The 20138-nt window shown below is 58.4% G+C and carries 16 protein-coding genes; 8 read left to right on the forward strand and 8 right to left on the reverse strand.

Features of this window, described 5'->3' with window-relative positions; genetic code table 11:
• Positions 1–44: 44 nt before the first annotated feature.
• Both uraH and D8B20_RS18380 read right to left on the reverse strand, forming a co-directional pair.
• Positions 45–458, reverse strand: a complete 414-nt coding sequence (uraH, locus tag D8B20_RS18375) for a hydroxyisourate hydrolase (RefSeq protein WP_145891004.1) — start codon at positions 456–458, stop codon at positions 45–47.
• A gap of 137 nt (positions 459–595) precedes the next feature.
• Positions 596–1696 (reverse strand): NADH:flavin oxidoreductase/NADH oxidase, encoded by a 1101-nt coding sequence (locus D8B20_RS18380; protein ID WP_145891006.1) that lies wholly within the window; start codon positions 1694–1696, stop codon positions 596–598.
• Between the two features lie 460 nt (positions 1697–2156).
• Here D8B20_RS18380 and D8B20_RS18385 point away from each other — a divergent pair, with 460 nt between their 5' ends.
• From D8B20_RS18385 to D8B20_RS18395, 3 genes are all read left to right on the forward strand, one after another.
• A complete protein-coding gene (locus D8B20_RS18385) occupies positions 2157–3365 on the forward strand; it encodes an aldose 1-epimerase family protein (protein ID WP_145891008.1) in 1209 nt (402 codons plus the stop codon).
• 378 nt (positions 3366–3743) lie between these two features.
• The gene (locus D8B20_RS18390; protein WP_145891010.1) at positions 3744–4121 is read left to right on the forward strand and encodes a hypothetical protein; all 378 of its coding nucleotides are present in this window, start codon (positions 3744–3746) and stop codon (positions 4119–4121) included.
• Positions 4114–6210 (forward strand): pyrroloquinoline quinone-dependent dehydrogenase, encoded by a 2097-nt coding sequence (locus tag D8B20_RS18395; RefSeq protein ID WP_145891012.1) that lies wholly within the window; start codon positions 4114–4116, stop codon positions 6208–6210. The genes D8B20_RS18390 and D8B20_RS18395 overlap by 8 nt, the downstream gene beginning before the upstream one ends.
• A 128-nt stretch (positions 6211–6338) precedes the next feature.
• Here D8B20_RS18395 and D8B20_RS18400 read toward each other — a convergent pair whose 3' ends face one another.
• Together D8B20_RS18400 and D8B20_RS18405 are read right to left on the reverse strand one after the other, a co-directional pair.
• Positions 6339–7499 (reverse strand): diguanylate phosphodiesterase, encoded by a 1161-nt coding sequence (locus D8B20_RS18400; protein WP_145891014.1) that lies wholly within the window; start codon positions 7497–7499, stop codon positions 6339–6341.
• A gap of 104 nt (positions 7500–7603) precedes the next feature.
• On the reverse strand, positions 7604–8635 hold the full coding sequence (locus D8B20_RS18405) for a tyrosine-type recombinase/integrase (RefSeq protein ID WP_145891016.1): 1032 nt from the start codon (positions 8633–8635) through the stop codon (positions 7604–7606).
• 436 nt (positions 8636–9071) lie between these two features.
• Here D8B20_RS18405 and D8B20_RS18410 point away from each other — a divergent pair, with 436 nt between their 5' ends.
• Both D8B20_RS18410 and D8B20_RS18415 read left to right on the forward strand, forming a co-directional pair.
• Positions 9072–9821, forward strand: a complete 750-nt coding sequence (locus D8B20_RS18410) for a MerR family transcriptional regulator (protein WP_145891018.1) — start codon at positions 9072–9074, stop codon at positions 9819–9821.
• A gap of 230 nt (positions 9822–10051) precedes the next feature.
• Positions 10052–10312: a hypothetical protein gene (locus D8B20_RS18415; RefSeq protein WP_145891020.1), complete on the forward strand. Its 261-nt coding sequence runs from the start codon at positions 10052–10054 to the stop codon at positions 10310–10312.
• Positions 10313–10428: 116 nt separating this feature from the next.
• Here the strand turns inward: D8B20_RS18415 and malG are convergent, their stop codons facing one another.
• The 3 genes from malG to malE are packed head-to-tail and all read right to left on the reverse strand — an operon-like array spanning position 10429 to position 14110.
• On the reverse strand, positions 10429–11319 hold the full coding sequence (gene malG, locus D8B20_RS18420) for a maltose ABC transporter permease MalG (protein WP_145891022.1): 891 nt from the start codon (positions 11317–11319) through the stop codon (positions 10429–10431).
• Positions 11320–11328: 9 nt separating this feature from the next.
• Entirely contained in the window at positions 11329–12861 is a 1533-nt protein-coding gene (malF, locus tag D8B20_RS18425) for a maltose ABC transporter permease MalF (RefSeq protein ID WP_145891024.1), read from the reverse strand.
• Between the two features lie 58 nt (positions 12862–12919).
• The gene (malE, locus tag D8B20_RS18430; RefSeq protein ID WP_186454463.1) at positions 12920–14110 is read right to left on the reverse strand and encodes a maltose/maltodextrin ABC transporter substrate-binding protein MalE; all 1191 of its coding nucleotides are present in this window, start codon (positions 14108–14110) and stop codon (positions 12920–12922) included.
• A 361-nt stretch (positions 14111–14471) separates the two neighbouring features.
• Here malE and malK point away from each other — a divergent pair, with 361 nt between their 5' ends.
• From malK to malM, 3 genes are all read left to right on the forward strand, one after another.
• Positions 14472–15581, forward strand: a complete 1110-nt coding sequence (gene malK, locus D8B20_RS18435) for a maltose/maltodextrin ABC transporter ATP-binding protein MalK (protein ID WP_145891026.1) — start codon at positions 14472–14474, stop codon at positions 15579–15581.
• Between the two features lie 41 nt (positions 15582–15622).
• A complete protein-coding gene (locus D8B20_RS18440) occupies positions 15623–16924 on the forward strand; it encodes a maltoporin (RefSeq protein WP_145891028.1) in 1302 nt (433 codons plus the stop codon).
• 110 nt (positions 16925–17034) lie between these two features.
• Complete coding sequence (gene malM, locus D8B20_RS18445) at positions 17035–17949, forward strand: maltose operon protein MalM (RefSeq protein WP_145891030.1); 915 nt, start codon at positions 17035–17037, stop codon at positions 17947–17949.
• Positions 17950–18063: 114 nt separating this feature from the next.
• Here malM and malQ read toward each other — a convergent pair whose 3' ends face one another.
• Positions 18064–20133, reverse strand: a complete 2070-nt coding sequence (malQ, locus tag D8B20_RS18450) for a 4-alpha-glucanotransferase (RefSeq protein WP_145891032.1) — start codon at positions 20131–20133, stop codon at positions 18064–18066.
• Positions 20134–20138 lie beyond the last annotated feature (5 nt).

The following is a 20138-nucleotide window of genomic DNA, read 5'->3' on the forward strand; positions in this document are numbered from 1 at the left end:
GGCCGACAGAATAAAAAAGCGCCAGAGCGGCGCTTTTTTCCGGCTTAGTTACCGCGGTAAGTCGAGTATCCGTACTGGCTGAGCAGCAGCGGGATATGGTAGTGCTGATCGGTTTTCTCCAGTTTAAACATCACCGGAATCTCCGGGAAGAACGTTTGCTGGCCGGTACTTTTATAGTAATCGCCGGTTTTAAACACCACGCGATAGATGCCGCTTTGTGCGGCTTTTCCCTGTGGATACAGCGCCGGGATTCTACCCTGGGCATCGGTGGTGGCTTCGGCCAGTTTGATCCACTGCGTTCCCTGTTGCTGATCCAGCTCGACGTTGACTCCGGCCGTTGGCACGCCGGTTTGCAGGTTGAGGACGTGAACGCTGATAGGGTTTTTTGCCATGTCGGCGAAGGCGCTGCCAGCGGTGAACATTAGCGCGGCGCTTAACAGATAGTGTACCGGTTTCATCTCATCTTCCTTTTAGTGAAAAACGAGCAAAGCTTAGATCGGATTAGCGGAAGTCACTGAAATGGCACTGCATATCTGAAATTTCCCAGAAGGGCAGGCACGGCAGGATCAAAAAGTCAGCCTGCCGCGCCAGGACATTACTTGTTGCTGATAAGGGTTCCTTTCAGGCCGTGTGGCTCCGACCGCAGATATTGCGGTGGCGCTTTAGCTTCAGCCCCCAGCTCTGCAGCCGCGTGCCACGGCCAGCGTGGGTCGTACAGCATGGCGCGTGCCAGCGCGATCAGATCCGCATCCTGCTCCTGCAGCGCCTGTTCCGCCTGTTTTGGTTCGGTGATCAGGCCCACGCCAATGACCGGAATATCCACTTCTTTGCGGATATCGCGCGCGTAAGGCAGCTGGTAACCCGGACCAACGCTGATTTTCTGCTGCGGTGCCAGTCCGCCGCTGGAAACGTGAATATAGGCACAACCGGCAGCCGCCAGTTTTTTGCTGAACGCGATAGACTGCGCATTATCCCAGCCACCCTCGATCCAGTCCGTAGCCGAAATACGGACGCCTGCCGGGACAGACGCGGGCACCGCATCGCGAATCGCCTGAAAAACTTCCAGCGGGAAGCGCATCCGGTTTTCCAGTGAGCCACCATACTCATCCTCGCGCTGGTTGCTTAACGGTGACAGGAACTGATGCAGCAGATAACCATGGGCGGCGTGCACCTCTATCAGTTGCAGGCCGAGGCGTACCGCGCGCTTCGCACTTTCAACAAACGCCTGCTTAAGCTGGTCCAGCGCCTCTTTGTTCAGAGCCGTTGGCGGATGCTCGTCCTGACTGAACGCCAGAGCAGAAGGGGCCACCGTTTGCCAGCCGCCTTTTTCCGGCGACATCTGCTCACCGCCTTCCCATGGCGCGGTGCAGGAGGCTTTACGCCCGGCATGACCAAGCTGAATGCCGATCGGCAGGGTAGCGTAGCGGCGGATATCCTGCAGTACCTCTTGCAGGGCAGCTTCGGTCGCATCGTCCCATAACCCTAAATCACCCGGTGTGATGCGGCCAATGTCTTCGACCGCCGTTGCCTCAATGATCAACAACCCTGCGCCAGAGAGCGCCAGCTGGCCCAGATGGATGCGATGCCATGCCGTAGCTTTGCCATCTTCTGCTGAATACTGGCACATCGGCGCAATGACGATGCGGTTTTCCAGTGCCAGCTGGCCCAGTTTTGTCGTGCTGAACAGTAAACTCATCTTCACCTCATAGTGTTTGTTGCTTTGGAAAGCCTGGCTAAGTGTAGATGGTTACTGCGGTTGAGAAAGCCTGGCGCATTTGCTGTAACACTTTCGTGATTATAGTTACAACATACGTTTAAGGCTTTGATGAAAAGTGCCAGAGAGCAGTAACGGGAGTTGTTCGCGGTTAAACAAGGCGAGGGTGCCGGCTGGCTGCTGACCGCAACAGACGCATGCGCACAACGGCGAAGGTGTGAAGCTGAAACGATTTAAGGCAGCGTGCTTATCAGGCTGCCTCCCCGGCTTTTTATCCGGTAAAAATGGCAAATCAGCAGAGTAAAACGTGATGAAACGCAAATTTCTGCCGTCGGATTTGCATAAGGTGCCACGAGGTGAAGCATCTCACGTTTTCTCCGGGCCGTAATTTGTACGCTGGGCTGAAATTAGCTAAATCAATTCAGCATGGAGAGGCAATAGAATGAAATATCGCGTTTTGGCGGGGATGGTAATGGCAGTAATCAGCGGGCAGGCCGCCGCGCAAACCTGGGTGCTGACGGATGCTGAAGCCGGTACGGACAAGGGGAACTGGCAGATTGACAGCAAACAGCTGAACGCCAGCGGACAGCCCTTCAGCATTCAGCAAAAAGTGCTGCACGGCGGTAAGCAGGAAGGATCTAAGGTATTAACCATCACCAGCGAGCAGGGGCTGACCATTGCGCTCAGCCCGACGCGCGGCATGGATCTGCTGCAGGTTAACGGGCACGGCGTGCGGCTGGGCTGGGATTCACCGGTGGATGAAGTGGTCAACCCGGCCTATATCAACCTGGAAAGTCGCAATGGTCTGGGCTGGCTGGATGGTTTCAACGAAATGATGGTGCGTTGCGGCTACGAATGGACCGGCCATCCGGTCACCAAAGATGGCCGGATATACACGCTGCACGGCAAAGCAGGCAACACGCCAGCGTCAAAAGTTGAGGTTACCGTCGATGATAAAGCCCCGCATGAGATCCGCATCCGCGGCCTGCTGAAAGAGCATACGTTCAAGAAATCCAATCTCGAAACCTGGACCGAACTGCGCTATATCCCGGGTGCGGATGCCTTTACACTGCACGATGTGCTGACCAATAAAGGCGACTATCCGCAGGATTATCAGATTATTTATCACAGCAACTTCGGCACCCCGATTCTGGAGAAAGATGCCCGTTTCATCGCCCCGCTGAAGTCTGTCTCGCCATTTAATGATTACGCGCAGAAGGGATTAGACAACTGGAATGTGTACGGCGCACCGCAAAAAGATTTTGATGAAATGGTATTTAATCTGGTGCCTAAAGCCGATGCAAACGGCAAGACCCTGGCGGCGGTCATCAATAGCAAAGGGGATAAAGGCGCGTCGATTGAGTTTGATACGCATCAGCTGCCGATGCTGACCATGTGGAAGAACACCGACACGCTGAAACAGGGTTATGTCACCGGTATCGAGCCCGGCACCAGCTATGCCTATCCGGTCACCATTGAAAAAGAGCAGGGCAGAGTAAAGCAGCTGCAGCCGGGGCAAAGCACAACCTTTGAACTGACCTATACCCTTTTGAAAGATGCGAACGCGGTAAGCAAAGCGGAACAGCGCGTGCAGCAGATTCAGGGTGAGGACAAAGTCAGCGTTGAGCAGAAGCCCATCGCCAAAGAATAACCAGCAGGGCGGGATGTCACCGCCCTGCGCATTCTCTGGCAGGGCAGCAAACGACATCCGCCCCGCTTGCCGCACAACCTGTCGGGCGGTCACGCATCATGCATAAGTGCACCTTACCGCAAAAACCACTGGCATTAAGGCGCTGCAATAGCATATTTCGCTTTCTACTGGCGCACGCCGCCGGTTAAACCCGCACATCCTTTCCCTTTCACGTCGCCGGTATGAAATCCTCTTCTATACTCAGTGACGTTCGCCTGTAATCCCACTGCCGCTTATGTCTGTGCTGCCTTAAATCAAATCAGCAGGATGCATGCCGCCAGCCGGTGCGCAGACGGTTTACCTTTATCGTTTTGCTTTTTTCTCAGGGGAATTCCTGGTATGTCGCAATCTCAAACCTCGCGCGCGGGCAGCGCGTTGCTGCTGCTGGCTGCCGTCATTGGCTTTGCTGTGGCGTTGTATGCATGGCTGACACCGCTTACCGGTGTGACCGGCACGATTGGCGCACTCGGCGTGGTCATTGCCAGCGTGGTCCTGGCCATCCTGACGATGCTGCTGCAACGCGCATCCGGACGCGGCGCTCGCGCTTTTCTGATCACCCTGGTGCTGATTCTGTTGTTCGCCATCGCTTTTTCCGCTGCATTGCTGCATCAGTACATCATTACCGTCGCGATGGTGCCCGGCCTCGCAGGTGTGATCGTACTGGGCAGGAAGCCCGCTCATCATCGCGCCAGCGCCGGAGGAGCCCATCATGTCTGAGCATCAACGTTCTCCCTTTATTAAAGTCAGTGTTACCGCGCTGGCGCTGCTGGTTGCGCCGTTAACCCTGCAGGCGCAGGATAATGCGGCGGGTGCGTCCATGGGCGCGCGCGATAAAGTCAGTCCCGACGCGGCCGACCAGCAGGGCGGCGGCACCACGAAAACCACGCAGGATGCCTCCACCGGCGAGCATGACAATGACAAGGTGGCCTCTGCCGCTAACCCGGCCACCCCGCTGGTGCCGGCCACCGCCACCTGGGATAGCTTCCACGGTCAGCTCAACGCCCAGAAATACAGTCCGTTAACGCAGATCACCGCCGAAAACGTCGGTAAGCTGAAAAAAATCTGGGAATTTCATACCGGTGACGTATCGGACGGCAAAGGCGACACGCCAGCGACGGTCTGGTCTGCCACGCCAGTGTTTGCGAATGAGACGATTTATATCGGTACGCCGTTTGATCGCCTGATTGCGCTTGACCCGGGCACCGGCAAAGAGAAGTGGCACTATGACACCAAAGCGCCGCGCAAAGCGCTGACGCAGCCGGTGCTGAAGAATCGCGGCGTCTCTTACTGGCAGGCTAAAAATCCGGTAGCAGGCCAGGCGTGTCAGAAAATTGTTTATATGGGTACCGTTGATGCACGGCTTTATGCGCTGGATGCCGATTCCGGCAAACCGTGTGAGAATTTTGCCGATCATGGCGTGCTGAATGTAGACCAGTGGAACACGCTTAACGCCAAATATCCGCTTTCCGTGCTGCAGCCGCCGACAGTGGTGGGCAATCATCTGCTGATTGGCTGGGCTGGTAAAGACTGGGCCTATGCTGAAGCGCCTCCGGGCACGGTATTCAGCGTTGATGCGCAGACCGGGAAGCGCGAGTGGACCTTTGAGGCGATCCCGGCCGATATCCGGCAGCGCACCGGAACCGCCAACGTCTGGACCCATATGTCCGCCGATGAAGCCCACGGGCTGGTTTATCTGCCGGTCTCCTCGCCTTCACCAAACTACTGGGGCGGCAACCGTAAAGAGGCGATCCCGCTCGGCACCTCCACCACTGCGCTGGATATCAACACCGGCAAGGTGGTGTGGTCGCGTCAGTGGGTGCACCATGATGTCTGGGATTACGACATCAACTCAGCGCCAACCCTGATGGATATCACCGTTAACGGCAAACAGATCCCTGCGCTGATTCAGGCCACCAAGCAGGGTTTCCTGTTTGTGGTTAACCGCCTGACGGGAGAGGACGTCTGGCCGATTGAGGAGCGTCCGGTACCGCAGGGAGACGGATCGGTGCAGGGGGAAAAACTCGCGCCAACCCAGCCGTTCCCGACCAAACCCGCACCGCTGCTGGATCAGTCGAAAAAGCCTGCTATCTGGAAGCTGGCAGACCTCGTCGGCGCTGGCCAGTGTTCCCGCCTGTGGGACAAGCTGAGCTATGACGGTATGTACACGCCACCGACCACCAAAGGTGAAGGCGCGCTGACCTATCCGGATAGCGCCGGCGGCGTGCAGTGGGGCGGCGTGGCGTTTGACCCGCAAAAACAGATCGCCATCGTTAACACCTCTCACATTGTGCAGTACGTCAAGCTTTACAGCCGTGCCGATTACGACAAAGCCGATAAGGGTTCCGGCAACGAAAGTGGTTTTGCGCCACAGGAAGGTGCGCCTTACGGTATGCGGCTGATGGTGGCCAACAACTGGCTGGGAATGCCGTGCTGGCAGCCACCTTTTGGTGAAATTGTGGCGATTGATATGCATACCGGTGATGTGAAATGGCGTCGTCCGGTGGGTGCATCGCAGCAGTATGGCTTCTTTATGCCGGAGAGCTGGGGTTCACCGACCATTGGCGGCCCGGCTGTCACTGCCGGCGGCGTGATCTTTATCGGCGCTTCAATGGACGCGAAAGTCCGCGCCTATTCACTGGAGAGCGGGGAAGAGCTGTGGTCCGATCAGGTTGAAGCGCCTGCGGTGGCCAACCCGTCGGTCTATGAATACAAAGGCCGCCAGTATGTGGCGTTTGTCGCGGGCGGCAACACGATTCTGAAAGATCAGGTTGGCGATCAGGTGGTGGTTTACGCGCTGCCGGAATAAACCGGCAGTCACCGGAAAAGTGGGTCTGCAGGCCCACTTTTTTTGCGCGCAAAAAGCGCGTGACAGGGAGGTTTTCAGTCCGTAAAAAAGGGGCCGTAGCCCCCGGTGAAAGGTAATGCCGCCCGCGATCAGATCGCTTCGCGGTTTTCCGGCCACGCCACCGCCGTGCCTTCCGGGCTGAACAGGCTGCCCTGGAAATCGATCACGCCGGCCGCCTCCAGCCACATCCACTCTTCAGCACGCTCAATGCCCGCGGCGATAACGTTAATTTCCAGCGCCGAACAGCAGCGAATTACCGCCTGCACGACCGCCTGTTTCGGGCCGCTGCGGTGGATATCGCGCACGATATTGCCACCGATGCGAATCCGATCCGGCTGTACGTATGCCAGCAGAGAGAGCCCGGCAGACCCGTCACCAAAGTTATCAATCGAGAGGCTGATGCCGGCTTCCTTGAGCTGACGCACTGCAGTGGTGAACTCATCCAGCTGAGAAATGACCTCTGTTTCGCTCACGCCAAGGATAATCTGCTGCGGCACCAGGCCTGCGTTATCAATTGCACCAAGCAGTTGCCCGATGGCCCCCGGCACTGACACCAGCGTCAGTGGCAGGATGCTGATGTAGAGCGTCATGCCATCAGGACAGGCGTTACCGGCAATACGCAGCGCCTCCATGATGACCTTCAGGTTATGCGTATAGCGCGCATCGCCCTGTAGCTCCGCCGGCGCCACATCCGGAATCGCCTCAATTGCCGTGACTTCACGGCCAAGCGGATCGACCACCGGACGGAAGATCACACCGCTGGCAGGCGGCAGTGCGCCGCTGTCATTGGGCACAAAGTCCCAGTAGTCTGCGGGCAGCACTTCAAAATAGTTCTCTTTTTCCCGTGCTTCGACAAACGTCCTCAGGAACTGCAGACCGCGATCGTCATACGTCAGGCGATATTTTGACGTACCGCGATCCAGCACCGCCTGCAGCACGCTGCCGCGGTCATGGGTGCGCAGATCAAACAGTTCCATACCGGCATTACCAAAGCGGCGGGAAGGGGAGTAGTCGCGCATCAGTTCAACCACATTATGGTGGCGCGGGTCCTGACAGATGCGGTTATAAATATCAAGCACGCCTTCTTCAGGCCCTTCCAGAATCTGGAAAAAGTGCGTGCCGTTGAACAGCAGGATGCCGGTAACCTGGTGGCTGGCATTGAGCAGGCTTGCTTTTTCCACCATCCCGGGAAGGATGCTGACGGGTACGTCATCGGAGATATGGCTCCGGTAAATTATAGTTGTAAGCATTACTTGCTCCAGTTTGTCGCGATTGTCCTCTGACACCATAGCAGCCATAGCTCAGTTGTAAAATTTTGCCTGCCAGATGGTTAAGTAACAGACAAAAATCGCGCTTATTTGTGATTATCCATCAAATCCACCATTGCCCCGGCATGTGCATCAACATGGCGGATATAGCGCATCACCGTTTCCGGTTTCTTCCAGGTGCCTTCCTGCATGATTTGCGCCGTGCTGTATTTGCTGCTCGCCATATCGATGGCGGCACCGACGCGCGCGCTGTGTCCGGACCAGCTGCGATAGCGGTTTTTATTCAGCCGCGCTGGCGATGGCGGGCTGGCTTCCTGCCAGGCGCGGGTAAAAATATCCTCCAGCGCGCGGGTGGACAGCGCTTTATCCGTCACCACGCGCGCCCGGTTGCTGCGGTGTACCGGCGTAAAAATAAAGGCGTCCGGCTCATGGATCAGGCCTGACGCAGTTAACCATTCGGTCAGACGCGCAGAAGAGAGATCTCCCAGCGCTTTAATCAGGCCCCCGGTCATCACAATGGTTTTCGTCCAGGCGACGTCCAGCACAATGCGCCCGTCCGGCGTACGGGAAATATCACGCACCCGCAGGCGGCTCAGTTCGCTGATGCGCAGCAGCGTCGCGTAAGCCACGTGCAGAAAAGCGAGGTCTCGCTGCTGCTGCAGGCGATCGGACGCTGACCAGCGTGCATCCAGCAGCAGCAGATCGCGCAGACGAAACGGAATCGCCTGGCCGGCCCGTTCACCGGCAATCACCGCGCTGCGGTTAATGCGTTTTACCGCCCGGAATACTAAAGGCGAAACGTTCGGCGGTACCAGACCTGCGTTACGGTGTAACATAGAAATCAGCGCCGCATGGGTACTGATAGTGGAGGAGGCGCGTCCGGCTGCCTGCAACCACAGCAGATAGTCACGCAGATCTGCCGGTTCCATCGGCAGGAAGCGACGCCCATGCTCTGCTGCCCAGCGACTGCCGACACGCATCACGCTCAGCAGCTGACGCCAGGTGTTATCAGAGAACGCTTCGCGATCCTGCACAAATTCCCGCAGTCGTGCTGCGATATCGTCGTCACCGTTACTGATAAGAGCAGCTGCCGGTGAAAATTCAGGCAAATGGTTCATGGTTTATTCACTAAAAGCACAGGCAACGCTACGTGAATTCTGCATAAACAGCAGGGGTGAGACCTTGCAGAAATCGCGTAGCGTTGCCGGAAATTTGTTCAGATTTGCGGATGTTACGGACTGTAAGGCTATCACAAAAGGATCCCTGCTACGATCCTGACTTCGTATAATGCCAATTATATGAAGTTAAGGTGAGATCGGACGAATATCTGCGCAGTGCGCGAGCGAGATGCAGCAGGGGCAACCGTTGCGACTGGCTATTTTTGTGAGAGATACGCCATCCGGTGAAAAGAAAGCTGTACAGATTGCCCGGTCATGTCTCAGTGTAAAGGTGCTTAAATAATGCCACTTTAGTATCAATTGTCATCCGAGAGGTTCACACTGGTGGCTTATCCGGATGCTATCCGGGCTATTCACCCCATAAGGGGGACAATCTATGTCTTATCACACAACAGATACCGTCTGTGCCATCGCCGGTATTCTGCCTGCCACGCTCCGCAACTGGCGTCGTGCCGGACTCATTGCCGCACCTGATAAGGTGGAAGGTTACGGTGCCAGTCAGATCATGCGCATTCTCAACCTGCGGGAAATGAGTGCAGAGGGCGCAACCCTCAGTGAAATCCGTTTGCGTCTGCACGGTAAAGTGCTTTCCGCGCAAAGCGGCTGGCAATGTCGTCAGGAAGAGTTAATTGAGCAGTTGCGCCATCCTTCAGATGAGTTGCTGCAAAACCGTATCCGCCAGGTAGGCACCGATTACAGCAGCGATGATTTTGTAAACTGCTATCTGCGGCCGCTGAATTTATGGCTGCGCGACGACAAAAGTCCGGATGCCGCGCTGCGTCTGGAACGGTTTCATCGGGCTGTCTATAAACACGCCTGTCGCGTCATCGGCGCGGCTTACCGGCGTAAAACCGTGCCGATGTTTCTCGAAGCCATCAGCGTGACCGACCCTACGGAAATCTGGATGGAAGCGATTCGCCTTACCGGACAGGGCTGCCGCCTGGAAGTCTCACCACAGCCAACCGGCATTCCGGCCAATGCCGGGCTACGCTATGAACATCACCTGATGTGGTGCGGGGCAGGCATTTCACAGCTGATGCTGTGGAACTATCGCCACAGACTGCGTGACGGACTGCCGGTCAGGCTGAGCGGGCCGGATCAAAACCTGCTCGCGCCAGGTCGCTGATCCGTCACCGCTGCAGCGGATGCAAACAGCAATCGTTATCACAATCTTTACACTCTGCCCTCGCTGCAGGACTATCGCCGTGGAAACAGTTACATGGCGAGGTGCTGCAGTTTTACTGTGTACTTTTATGCACCGTTCAGACACCTTTTCAGAATAATATTCCGGCATATTTCTCCGTTCCGCCTACAGTTGTCAGAGGGCTGTCATTAATCTGCAAGGGAGGAGGAGCTGTGTCTGGTCAGGAAGAGGGTAAGGGCTACGTTATTATTGGTGAAGCGGCGCTGAGCCTGGCGCTGAGCGGCAGGAAAATCAGCGTGCAGTCGCTGATTAATGAGCTGGGACAGATGGCGAAAGCCGGCATCAGCACTGTCCGTCAGCATGACATTTCAGAGGCCAGCAGCTGGCTGAAAAGCTTTACCGATCAGGACGAGGCCATTCAGCATGTGCCTTACCTGCATACGCTGGCTGACCTGAATGATGAGATGAACTGAGATTTTCAGCACTATTCAGCGCCGGTATCAGGTAATAAAAACGGCGGCCCTGCGGCCGCCAAAAGCCTCAATATGTGGTTGATATTGAGGAAGCAGTGGTACGACACATGAAGCGATTAACCTTTAACGCCGCCGGCGGTGAGGCCGCTGACCAGCCAGCGCTGCGCCAGCAGAAACACCAGGGTAATCGGGATGGCTGAGAGCACGGCCGCCGCCGCAAAATCGCCCCACAGATAGTTCTGCGGATTCAGATACTGCTGCATACCTACGGCCAGGGTATAACTGTTCACATCGCGCAGCAGCAGAGACGCCACCGGCACCTCCGTCACCGCGGCAATAAAGGCCAGAATGAATACCACCGCAAGAATCGGCACCGAAAGCGGCAGCAGCACCAGGCGGAACGCCTGCCACGGCGTTGCGCCATCCAGCGCCGCTGCCTCTTCCAGCGACCCATCAATGGTTTCAAAATAGCCCTTTATCGTCCAGACATGCAGCGCGATACCGCCAAGATAGGCGAAGATCACCCCGCCGTGCGTGTTCAGGCCGAGAAACGGCACATACTGGCCCAGCCGATCAAACAAAGCGTAAAGCGCCACCAGTGACAACACCGCCGGGAACATCTGGAAAATCAGCATACCTTTCAGCAGGGTGGCGCGTCCGGCGAAGCGCATGCGGGCAAAAGCATAGGCGCAGGTGGTTGAGAGCGCCACAATGCCCAGTGCGCTGATCGCTGCGATTTTCACTGAATTCCACAGCCACAGCAGCACCGGGAACGGCGGCGGCGTGATGCGGCCATCAGCGTGCGTAACGCTGAAGCCCAGCGCCAGACGCCAGTGCTCCCAGGAGATCTGCTCCGGAATCAGGCTGCCGGTGGCGAAGTTGCCGCTGCGCAGCGAAATAGCGATGACCATCAGCAGCGGGAACAGAATGGCTGCGATAAACAGCAGCAGCAGCAGATGCGTCAGCAGCAGACGCAGCTTTTGCGATTTGGGTTGAACCATAGCCATAACGCCTCCTTAATCAAACTTCATGCGCAGCGCTTTCAGGTTAATCACCGCCAGCGCGCCCACCAGCAGGAAGATCAGCGTGGCGATCGCCGCCGCGAGACCAAAATCCTGTCCGCCGCCGCCCTCAAACGCGATACGCCACGTATAATTCACCAGCAAATCGGTATAGCCCGCTGGCGTGGTGGTGCCCAGCCGGTCCGGGCCGCCATTGGTCAGCAGCTGTACCAGCACAAAGTTGTTAAAGTTAAACGCGAAGCTGGCGATCATCAGCGGCATCAGCGGCTTCAGCAGCAGCGGCAGGGTGATCAGGAAAAAGTTCTGCAACGGCCCCGCGCCGTCCATCGCCGAAGCCTCATACAGATCGTCCGGGATCGCCTTCAGCAGCCCCATGCAGAGGATCATCATGTAGGGATAACCCAGCCAGGTATTGACGATCACCAGCATCGCGCGCGCCAGCGTCGGGTCGCTGAACCACGCCGGTTTAAAGCCAAATAGCGCGTCGAGCATGACGTTGATCTCGCCGAAACTCTGGTTAAACAATCCTTTGAAAATCAGGATGGAGATAAAAGCCGGCACCGCATACGGCAGAATCAGCATCACGCGGTAAACGGCCTTGCCTTTCAGCGCTTCCCACTGCACCAGACAGGCCAGCACCATGCCGACTGCCACCGTCAGGATCACGGTCAGCAGCGAAAACAGCAGCGTCCAGCCGAATATCGCCAGAAAAGGTTTTTGAATGCCTTCATCGGTAAAAACGCGGACGAAGTTCTTCCAGCCCGCGCTGACGGTAAAGCCAGGGCTGAGCTGTTCGCTGTCCCAGCTGCCGTCAGCCTGAATGCGCTGATAAAAACCGCTCTCCGCATTGGCCCGGTAGCGCGCACCGGTTTGCTGATTTTTCAGCACGCCGTCATCAACCTGCACATACAGCGGACGGGTGCCGGAGAACTGACGCAGCGAGCTCATCACCAGCTCGCGGCCATCCGGCAGGCGGGCGCGCAGCTGGCTCAGCGCCTGACGCTGAGTGGTGATCACTTTCAGCGTGGCGCGCTGCCCGGCAGGCACAGCGGCAGGCGTCATCGACAGCGTCTGCGCGCCGCCCGGCGTGAAAGGCGGGGACACAAAGGTTTCGCTCTCGCTGCTGAGCGCCAGCTGCCAGCGATCGCCGGCGGGATAGAGCGCAAAATTCATGCCCGCGCCATCCTGATACTGACGGCTCAGCAGCACCTCCTGCGCGCGCACCTGACTCAGCTGATTGGTGCTGCTGTAGTTGGTAAAGGCAATGGCCACGGTGCAGGCAAGCGGAAACAGCACAAACAGCGCCATTCCGGCTAATCCCGGATAGACATAGCGCCAGGCATAGGCGCGGCGGTTCGCATAAATCCAGATGCCGGTAGCGCTGACAATCAGCGTCACCACGGCAAACAGGTATTCACCCTGGGCGTACATCAGCACCAGAAGGTAGCCGACCAGCAGACAGCAGATCCCGACAAGCACGTTGCGCAGCACCGGACCGGGCCGCCTCTTTTGCGGTATTCCTGACATGATACGGTGTTCCTTTACAGCCGGTGAGGGGCCGGCGGGGGCCGGCCCGGTGACAGAGTTACTTGTTCAGACGCGCCTGCGCATCTTTCAGCGCGGCGTCCACGCTCTGACGACCGCTCAGCGCATTAAGCGTGGCGGTGCGCATCGCATACCAGAAGGCGGCCATCTGCGGGATGTTTGGCATGATGTCGCCGTTGCGGGCGTTGTTCATGGTGGCGGCAATACGCGCATCTTTCTCCAGCGTCTGCTGGAACGATTTCAGCGTCACCGCGCCCAGCGGCTTGTCTTTATTGACGGCATCCAGACCCGCATCGGTCAGCAGATAGTTTTCCAGAAACTCTTTTGCCAGCTCTTTATTCGGGCTGGCGGCGTTGATGCCCGCACTGAGTACCCCGACAAAGGTTTTCGACGGTTTGCCGTTGAGCGTTGGCAGCAGCGTAACGCCGTAGTGAATGCCGCTCTTATCGATGTTGCTCCACGCCCACGGACCGTTGATGGTCATGGCGGTCTGGCCTTTGTTAAACGCCGCTTCGGCAATCGAGTAGTCGGTATCGGCATTCAGGGTTTTCGCTTTGACCTGATCAACCAGGAACTGCATGCCGGCTTTGGCCCCGGCGTTATCCACACCCGTGTCTTTTACGTCGTAGCCGGTGTCGGTCTTTTTAAAGGCGTAGGCGCCGCCTGCGGCCAGCAGCGGCCAGGTAAAGTAGGGTTCCTGCAGGTTAAACATCATGGCGCTCTTGCCTTTAGCGCGCATCTGCTTGTCGAGTGCGGCGATCTCTTCCCAGCTTTTCGGCGGGGTGGGCAGCAGATCTTTGTTATAAATCAGCGACAGCGATTCAACCGACACCGGATAGCCAATCAGCTTGCCATTGAAGCGCACCGCGTCCCAGGTAAACGGAAAGAGTTTGTCCTGAAAGCTTTTATCCGGCGAGACTTCGGCCAGCAGGCCCGATTGCGCATAGCCACCAAAGCGGTCATGCGCCCAGAAAATAATGTCCGGCCCGTCACCGGTGGCCGCCACCTGCGGATACTTCTCTTCCATTTTGTCCGGATGTTCGACGGTCACGGTGATCCCGGTATCTTTCTCAAACTTCTTACCGACTTCGGCCAGGCCGTTATAGCCTTTGTCGCCGTTGATCCAGATAACCAGTTTGCCCTCTTCAATTTTTGCCATCGCTGAAGCGGAAAACAGCAGTGCCGTGAGAGCGGAAAGGGCCAGAACGCGTGTGCCGGTTTTCATTGTCATAACTCCATCCTGTAAACGGAAACGGAAATCGTTGGTCGGCACAGTGTGCCCGGTCCGCCATTATTCTCATCCTCCCGCACGCTACGCCTTTGGCGGCAAAGCCGTGACCCCGCTAGCAAAATCACGCTGGAATCCGCGCTGGCGCACACTATCAGTACGCCAGCTCTGCGTGGTGGCTCACAAAAATGGCGTGACGGCGTCCGCCACGCGCTGCTGCCTCATCGTCTCCTCCTCCCGTCTCATCCCCCGTAAAAAAGCGCGCAGGCGGAGGATGTTCACCCGTGTCCGGCCGCCCATAGTGAACCCCGGAGTCTGCCTGCGGGGCAGCAGGCAAGCATGAGCATGCGAAGAGGAAAGCATCATGGCGAGCGTCGCGTTACACCATGTCAGCAAAAGCTGGGGCGATACCGAAGTATCAAAAGACATCAATCTGGAGATTGGCGAAGGGGAGTTCGTGGTGTTCGTCGGCCCGTCCGGCTGCGGCAAATCGACGCTGCTGCGCATGATCGCCGGACTGGAAACCATCACGCGTGGCGATTTGCTGATTGGCGGCCAGCGCATGAACGACGTGCCACCCGCTGAGCGCGGCATCGGTATGGTGTTTCAGTCGTATGCACTGTATCCGCATCTGTCGGTGGCGGAAAACATGTCGTTCGGGCTGAAGCTGGCGGGTGTCAAACGCGGCGAGATCGCGCAGCGCGTCAATCAGGTGGCAGAAGTGCTGCAGCTGGCGCATCTGCTGGATCGGCGACCAAAGGCGCTGTCCGGTGGCCAGCGTCAGCGCGTGGCTATCGGACGCACGCTGGTAGCGGAACCCCGCGTGTTTTTACTGGATGAACCGCTGTCAAATCTGGATGCCGCGCTGCGCGTACAGATGCGCATTGAGATCTCACGTCTGCATAAGCGCCTGAAACGCACCATGATTTACGTCACCCACGATCAAATCGAAGCGATGACGCTGGCCGATAAAATCGTGGTGCTGGAGGCCGGCCGCATTGCGCAGGTCGGCCGGCCGCTGGAGCTGTATCACTATCCCGCTAACCGCTTTGTGGCCGGATTTATTGGCTCACCGCGCATGAATTTCCTGCCCGTGAAAGTCACGGCCACCGCCATTGATCAGGTACAGGTTCGCCTGCCGAATGACCAGCTCGTCTGGCTGCCAGTAGAAAGCACCGGCGTGCAGCCAGGCAGCAACATGTCGCTGGGCATCCGCCCCGAGCATCTGCTCTCCAGCGATATTGCCGACGTCACGCTGGAAGGCGAAGTCCAGGTCGTTGAGCAGCTTGGTCACGAAACGCAAATCCATATTCAGATCCCCGCAATTCGTCAGAACCTGGTCTACCGCCAGGAAGACGTGGTGCTGGTAGAAGAGGGCGCCCTGATGGGCATTGGCCTGCCGCCGGAGCGCTGTCACCTGTTCCGTGAGGACGGGAGCGCCTGCCGCAGGCTACATCAGGAACCCGGTGTTTAGCCCTGCAAAACAATAAAAGCAATGACCTCAGGAGATAGAAAATGTTAACTCTGCGCAAACTCCCCGTCGCGATTGCCATCGCTGCGGGTACGCTCTCCGCTCCGTCGATGGCGGTGGATTTTACCGGTTATGCCCGTTCCGGCATCGGCTGGACCGGCAGCGGCGGGGAGCAGCAATGCTTCCAGGCCACCGGGGCGCAAAGCAAATACCGTCTGGGTAACGAATGTGAAACCTACGCTGAACTGAAGCTGGGCCAGGAAGTGTGGAAAGAGGGCGATAAAAGCTTCTATTTCGACACCAATGTGGCGTATTCGGTATCGCAGCAGAATGACTGGGAAGCCACCTCGCCCGCGTTCCGTGAAGCCAACGTTAAGGGCAAAAACCTGATTGATGCGCTGCCGGGTTCCACCATCTGGGCCGGTAAACGCTTCTACCAGCGCCATGATGTGCACATGATCGACTTCTATTACTGGGATATTTCCGGGCCGGGTGCCGGTCTGGAAGATGTCGACCTGGGTTTCGGCAAGCTCTCTTTCGCCGCGACGCGCTCCTCTGAAGCCGGCGGTTCCTACACCTTCTCCAGCGATCGTATTCGTGATTATGCCACCAGTACGGCAGACGACGTGTTCGATGTGCGCCTCGCCGGGCTGGAAACCAACCCGAACGGCGTGCTGGAACTGGGCGTTGACTATGGCCGCGCCAACGCGCGCGATGGCTATCGCTTAGAAGACGGCGCGTCGAAAGATGGCTGGCTGTTCACCGCAGAACACACGCAAAGCATGCTGAAGGGCTACAACAAGTTTGTGCTGCAGTACGCCACCGATGCGCTGACGTCACAGGGCAAAGGGCTGCCACAGGGCAGCAACATCAACAACAACGGCAGCATGTATCGCGTGCTGGACCACGGCGCAATTTCGCTGGCCGATCGCTGGGATCTGATGTACGTCGCCATGTATCAGAACATCGATCTCGACAATAACCGCGGCACCGAGTGGTACACCGTGGGTGTCCGTCCGATGTACAAATGGACGCCGATCATGAGCACCCTGCTGGAAGTGGGCTACGACAACGTGAAGTCGCAGGAAGTCAGCGAGCGTAACGGTCAGTACAAAATTACCCTGGCGCAGCAGTGGCAGGCGGGTGACAGCATCTGGTCTCGTCCGGCGCTGCGTCTGTTTGCTACTTATGCAAAATGGGATGAGAAGTGGGGTTACAGCAAAGACAGCTCAGGCGGTATCACCACGCTGGCCGCTGCGGACAGCACCGGTAACGGCCTGTTCACCAACAGCCGCGGCAATAACGATGAGTGGACCTTTGGTGCACAGATGGAAATCTGGTGGTAAGGCCCGCGCTGGTCTGAATTAAACAGCCGCCGTGCCTGTGTGCACGGCGTTTTTCCGGGCTGTGACGGCCATTGCCTGGCCAGTGCCGCAGCCTGACAGCAAGTTGGGACATGACAATGAAAAAAAACCTTATTGCCTTTTGCCTGAGCAGCGTGCTGCTGACCGGCTTCGTCCTGCCGGCGCAGGCGGATATTAATCTGGTGCCGCAGGATCTCTCCGCTGCGCCCGCCATCCCCACCGCGCGCCTGCAGCACCTGAGCTGGCAGCCGGCTGACACCTCGCGCGCCCTGACCACGACGCTTTCACAGAGCGGCAGCACGCTGGATGTCAGAGGCATCACTGGTTCCGTGGTGGGCTACAGCCTGCCGGCGAATCAGGGTGAGCTGACGGTGACGCTGAGCAGCGAAGTGGTGAATAACCAGGTTTTTGCGCCAAACGTGCTGGTGCTGGATGAAAACCTGCAGCCTGCCGCCTGGTTTCCGAGCCGCTTCTTTACTTATCAGCAGCCTGGCGTCATGAGCGCCGATCGGCTGGAAGGGGTAATGAAACTGACGCCCGCGCTGGGACAGCAGAAAATCTATCTGCTGGTGTTTACCACGCCGCAGGACCTGACGCAGACCACCACGCTGCTGGATCCGGCGAAGGCCTATGCCAAAGGCACCGGTAATGCCGTACCGGATATTCCCGATCCGATCGCGCGTCATGCGCCGGATGGCCGAATCAAACTGAAAGTCTCCACCAGTTCTGCCTCGTCGATCCTCGTTGGCCCGCTGTTTGGCTCCTCACGGCCCGCCCCGGTGACGGTCGGCAATACGCAGCCTGCCACCGCAGTCAGCCATCCAGCGCCTGCCGCGAAACCGGCACCGCTGGAAAAGGATACCGAGCACTATTTTAACCAGAGCATCCGTCAGGCAGTGGATCAGGGCAATATTGATAAAGCGCTGAAACTGCTGAATGAAGCCGAGCGTCTTGGGTCGACCTCGGCGCGCAACACCTTTATCAGCAGTGTTAAAGGCAAGGGGTGAAGCTGCCCCGACAGTGCTGAGTTGCCCCACCTGGTGCGCTTCGGCGCACCTTTTTTACGCCTTCAAAAAGCCAGAATAAAAACGGCCCGCCAGGGCGGGCCGGGTAAGCGTGCCTCAGCGCGCCGGATGGTTGCGCGACGCCACGGCGTCCAGCAGCGCCTCTATCCGCGGATCGCGCGCCATCTCCTCCAGCGTGACGCTGAGTTTACGCCGCCAGTTTGGGTACTGGTCAACGGTGCCGGGCACATTCACCGGCTGAGCCATATCCAGCCACTCTTCCGGCTGCAGCCCCAGCAATGCACAACCGGTGCTGGCCAGATAGCGGTGGATGGCGCGGCTCAGCTGGCGGGTCATGCGTGCACCGTCACGCTGAAAGCGCTGACGCGGCGGCAGTGCGCCACTGCGCAGCAGCGTCTGCAGCAGCGCTTTGCGCGCCGCGCGTCGGTCACGATAAAGCCCGGCCAGAATATCCGCATCCGGGTAAAGCCCGAGGCGGCTGCCCAGCCGTAAATCATCGCTCTGCCACCAGCCGCGCAGCGTTGGCATATCATGCGTGGTGGTCACCGCCATCGCCTGCCGCGGCCAGTCCGCCGGCGCACGGAAGCGGCGCTGATGGGTCTGCTCAAAGTAAAGCACTTTGTAGGAGTAGACTCCGGCATCACGCAGCTTTGCAACGATGGCTTCCGGCACGGTTCCGAGATCTTCGCCAATCACCATGCAGCGGTGTCGCTGGCTCTCCAGCGCGAGGATGGCCAGCAGGGCGTCCACCGGGTAGTGCACGTAGGCCCCCTGGGCGGCGGTTTCGCCCTGCGGTATCCACCACAGACGCAGCAGCGCCATCACGTGATCGATACGCAGCGCGCCACAGTCGCGCATGCTTGTCCGCAGCAGGGTGATCCACGGCTCGTAGCCACGCGCCACCATCACCTGCGGATCCATTGGCGGCAGCCCCCAGTTCTGGCCCAGCGGACCAAGGATATCCGGTGGGGCGCCAACGCTGGCTTCCAGGCAATAGAGCGCACGTTCGCGCCAGGTCTCCGCACCGTCCGCCGCCACGCCAACCGCCAGGTCGCGATACAGCCCGATGGGCATCTGCTGCTGCTGGCACAGCTGCCAGCAGGCGGCAAACTGCTCTGCCGCCAGCCACTGCAGCCACATGTAAAAACGAACGTCATCGCTGTGCTCAATGCGAAACGCCAGCACGGCGGCGCTGTCCGGCTGCTGCCAGGCCTCCGGCCAGCGCTGCCAGCCGTGGCCCTCACCGTCGCGCAGGCGGCGCTCAGCGTGCATGGCATCAAATAATCCCTGATGCAGCAGGCTGCTTCCGCCCGCCTGAACAAACGACTCAAACGCCGCGAACTGCGCATCCTCTGCATCGCGGCGGCGAAACTGCCGCCAGGCAAACCGCAGCCCGGCCAGCTTAAGGGCGGTCACGGCGGCGTAATCCACCCATGCGCTTTCGCGCGCCGCATGCAGCGCCTGTTGCGTGCTTGCCTGCTGCCACCACGCCTGCGCCGCGTCACTCTGCTGAAAATCTTCGATCGCACTGACGTCGATATAGAGAATATTCAGCCAGCGCCGCGAAGAGGGGCTATACGGGCTGGCACTTTCCGGCGCGGCCGGGAACAGCGCATGCAGCGGATTAAGGCCGACAAACGCGCCGCCGCGGCGCGCCGTTTCCTTCACCATCTGACGTAAATCACCAAAATCACCGATGCCCCAGTTGCGTGCGGATCGCAGCGTGTAGAGCTGGATACAGCTGCCCCACAGCGATTCGCCCGCCAGCAGTTCGGCCGGTTCATAGCAGCGCGCCGGTGCAATAATAATGGAACATGGGTGCGTTCCCGATGGCAGGCTGAGCGTCAGCCGATGGTAACCCGCCGGCAGCGCCGGCAGCAGCAGCGGCTGGCCAGGTGCACATTCACCTGACCATTGCTGACCGCTCTCTTCCACCAGCTGCCACGAGGACAGCCCCTCCAGCGCCGGCATCAGGCTGGCCGGCTGGCCATGGGCGAAAATCGCCACCGGCGGCAGCGGCAAGGCCTGCGACGGCGGCGCCTGTATCAGACGTGCCAGGCGCTGGTGCGTCTGGGGTGAAATACGCTGCGGCCGACCGTGTGCATCAATGTATTCCGGGGCGATCAGGCCTTCGGCATGAGGTGTGGCATACTCTTTGGTTTTCATGGTGT

The sequence above is a fragment of the Candidatus Pantoea soli genome, assembly GCF_007833795.1.
In the GTDB taxonomy this organism is placed as follows: Bacteria; Pseudomonadota; Gammaproteobacteria; order Enterobacterales; family Enterobacteriaceae; genus Pantoea; species Pantoea soli.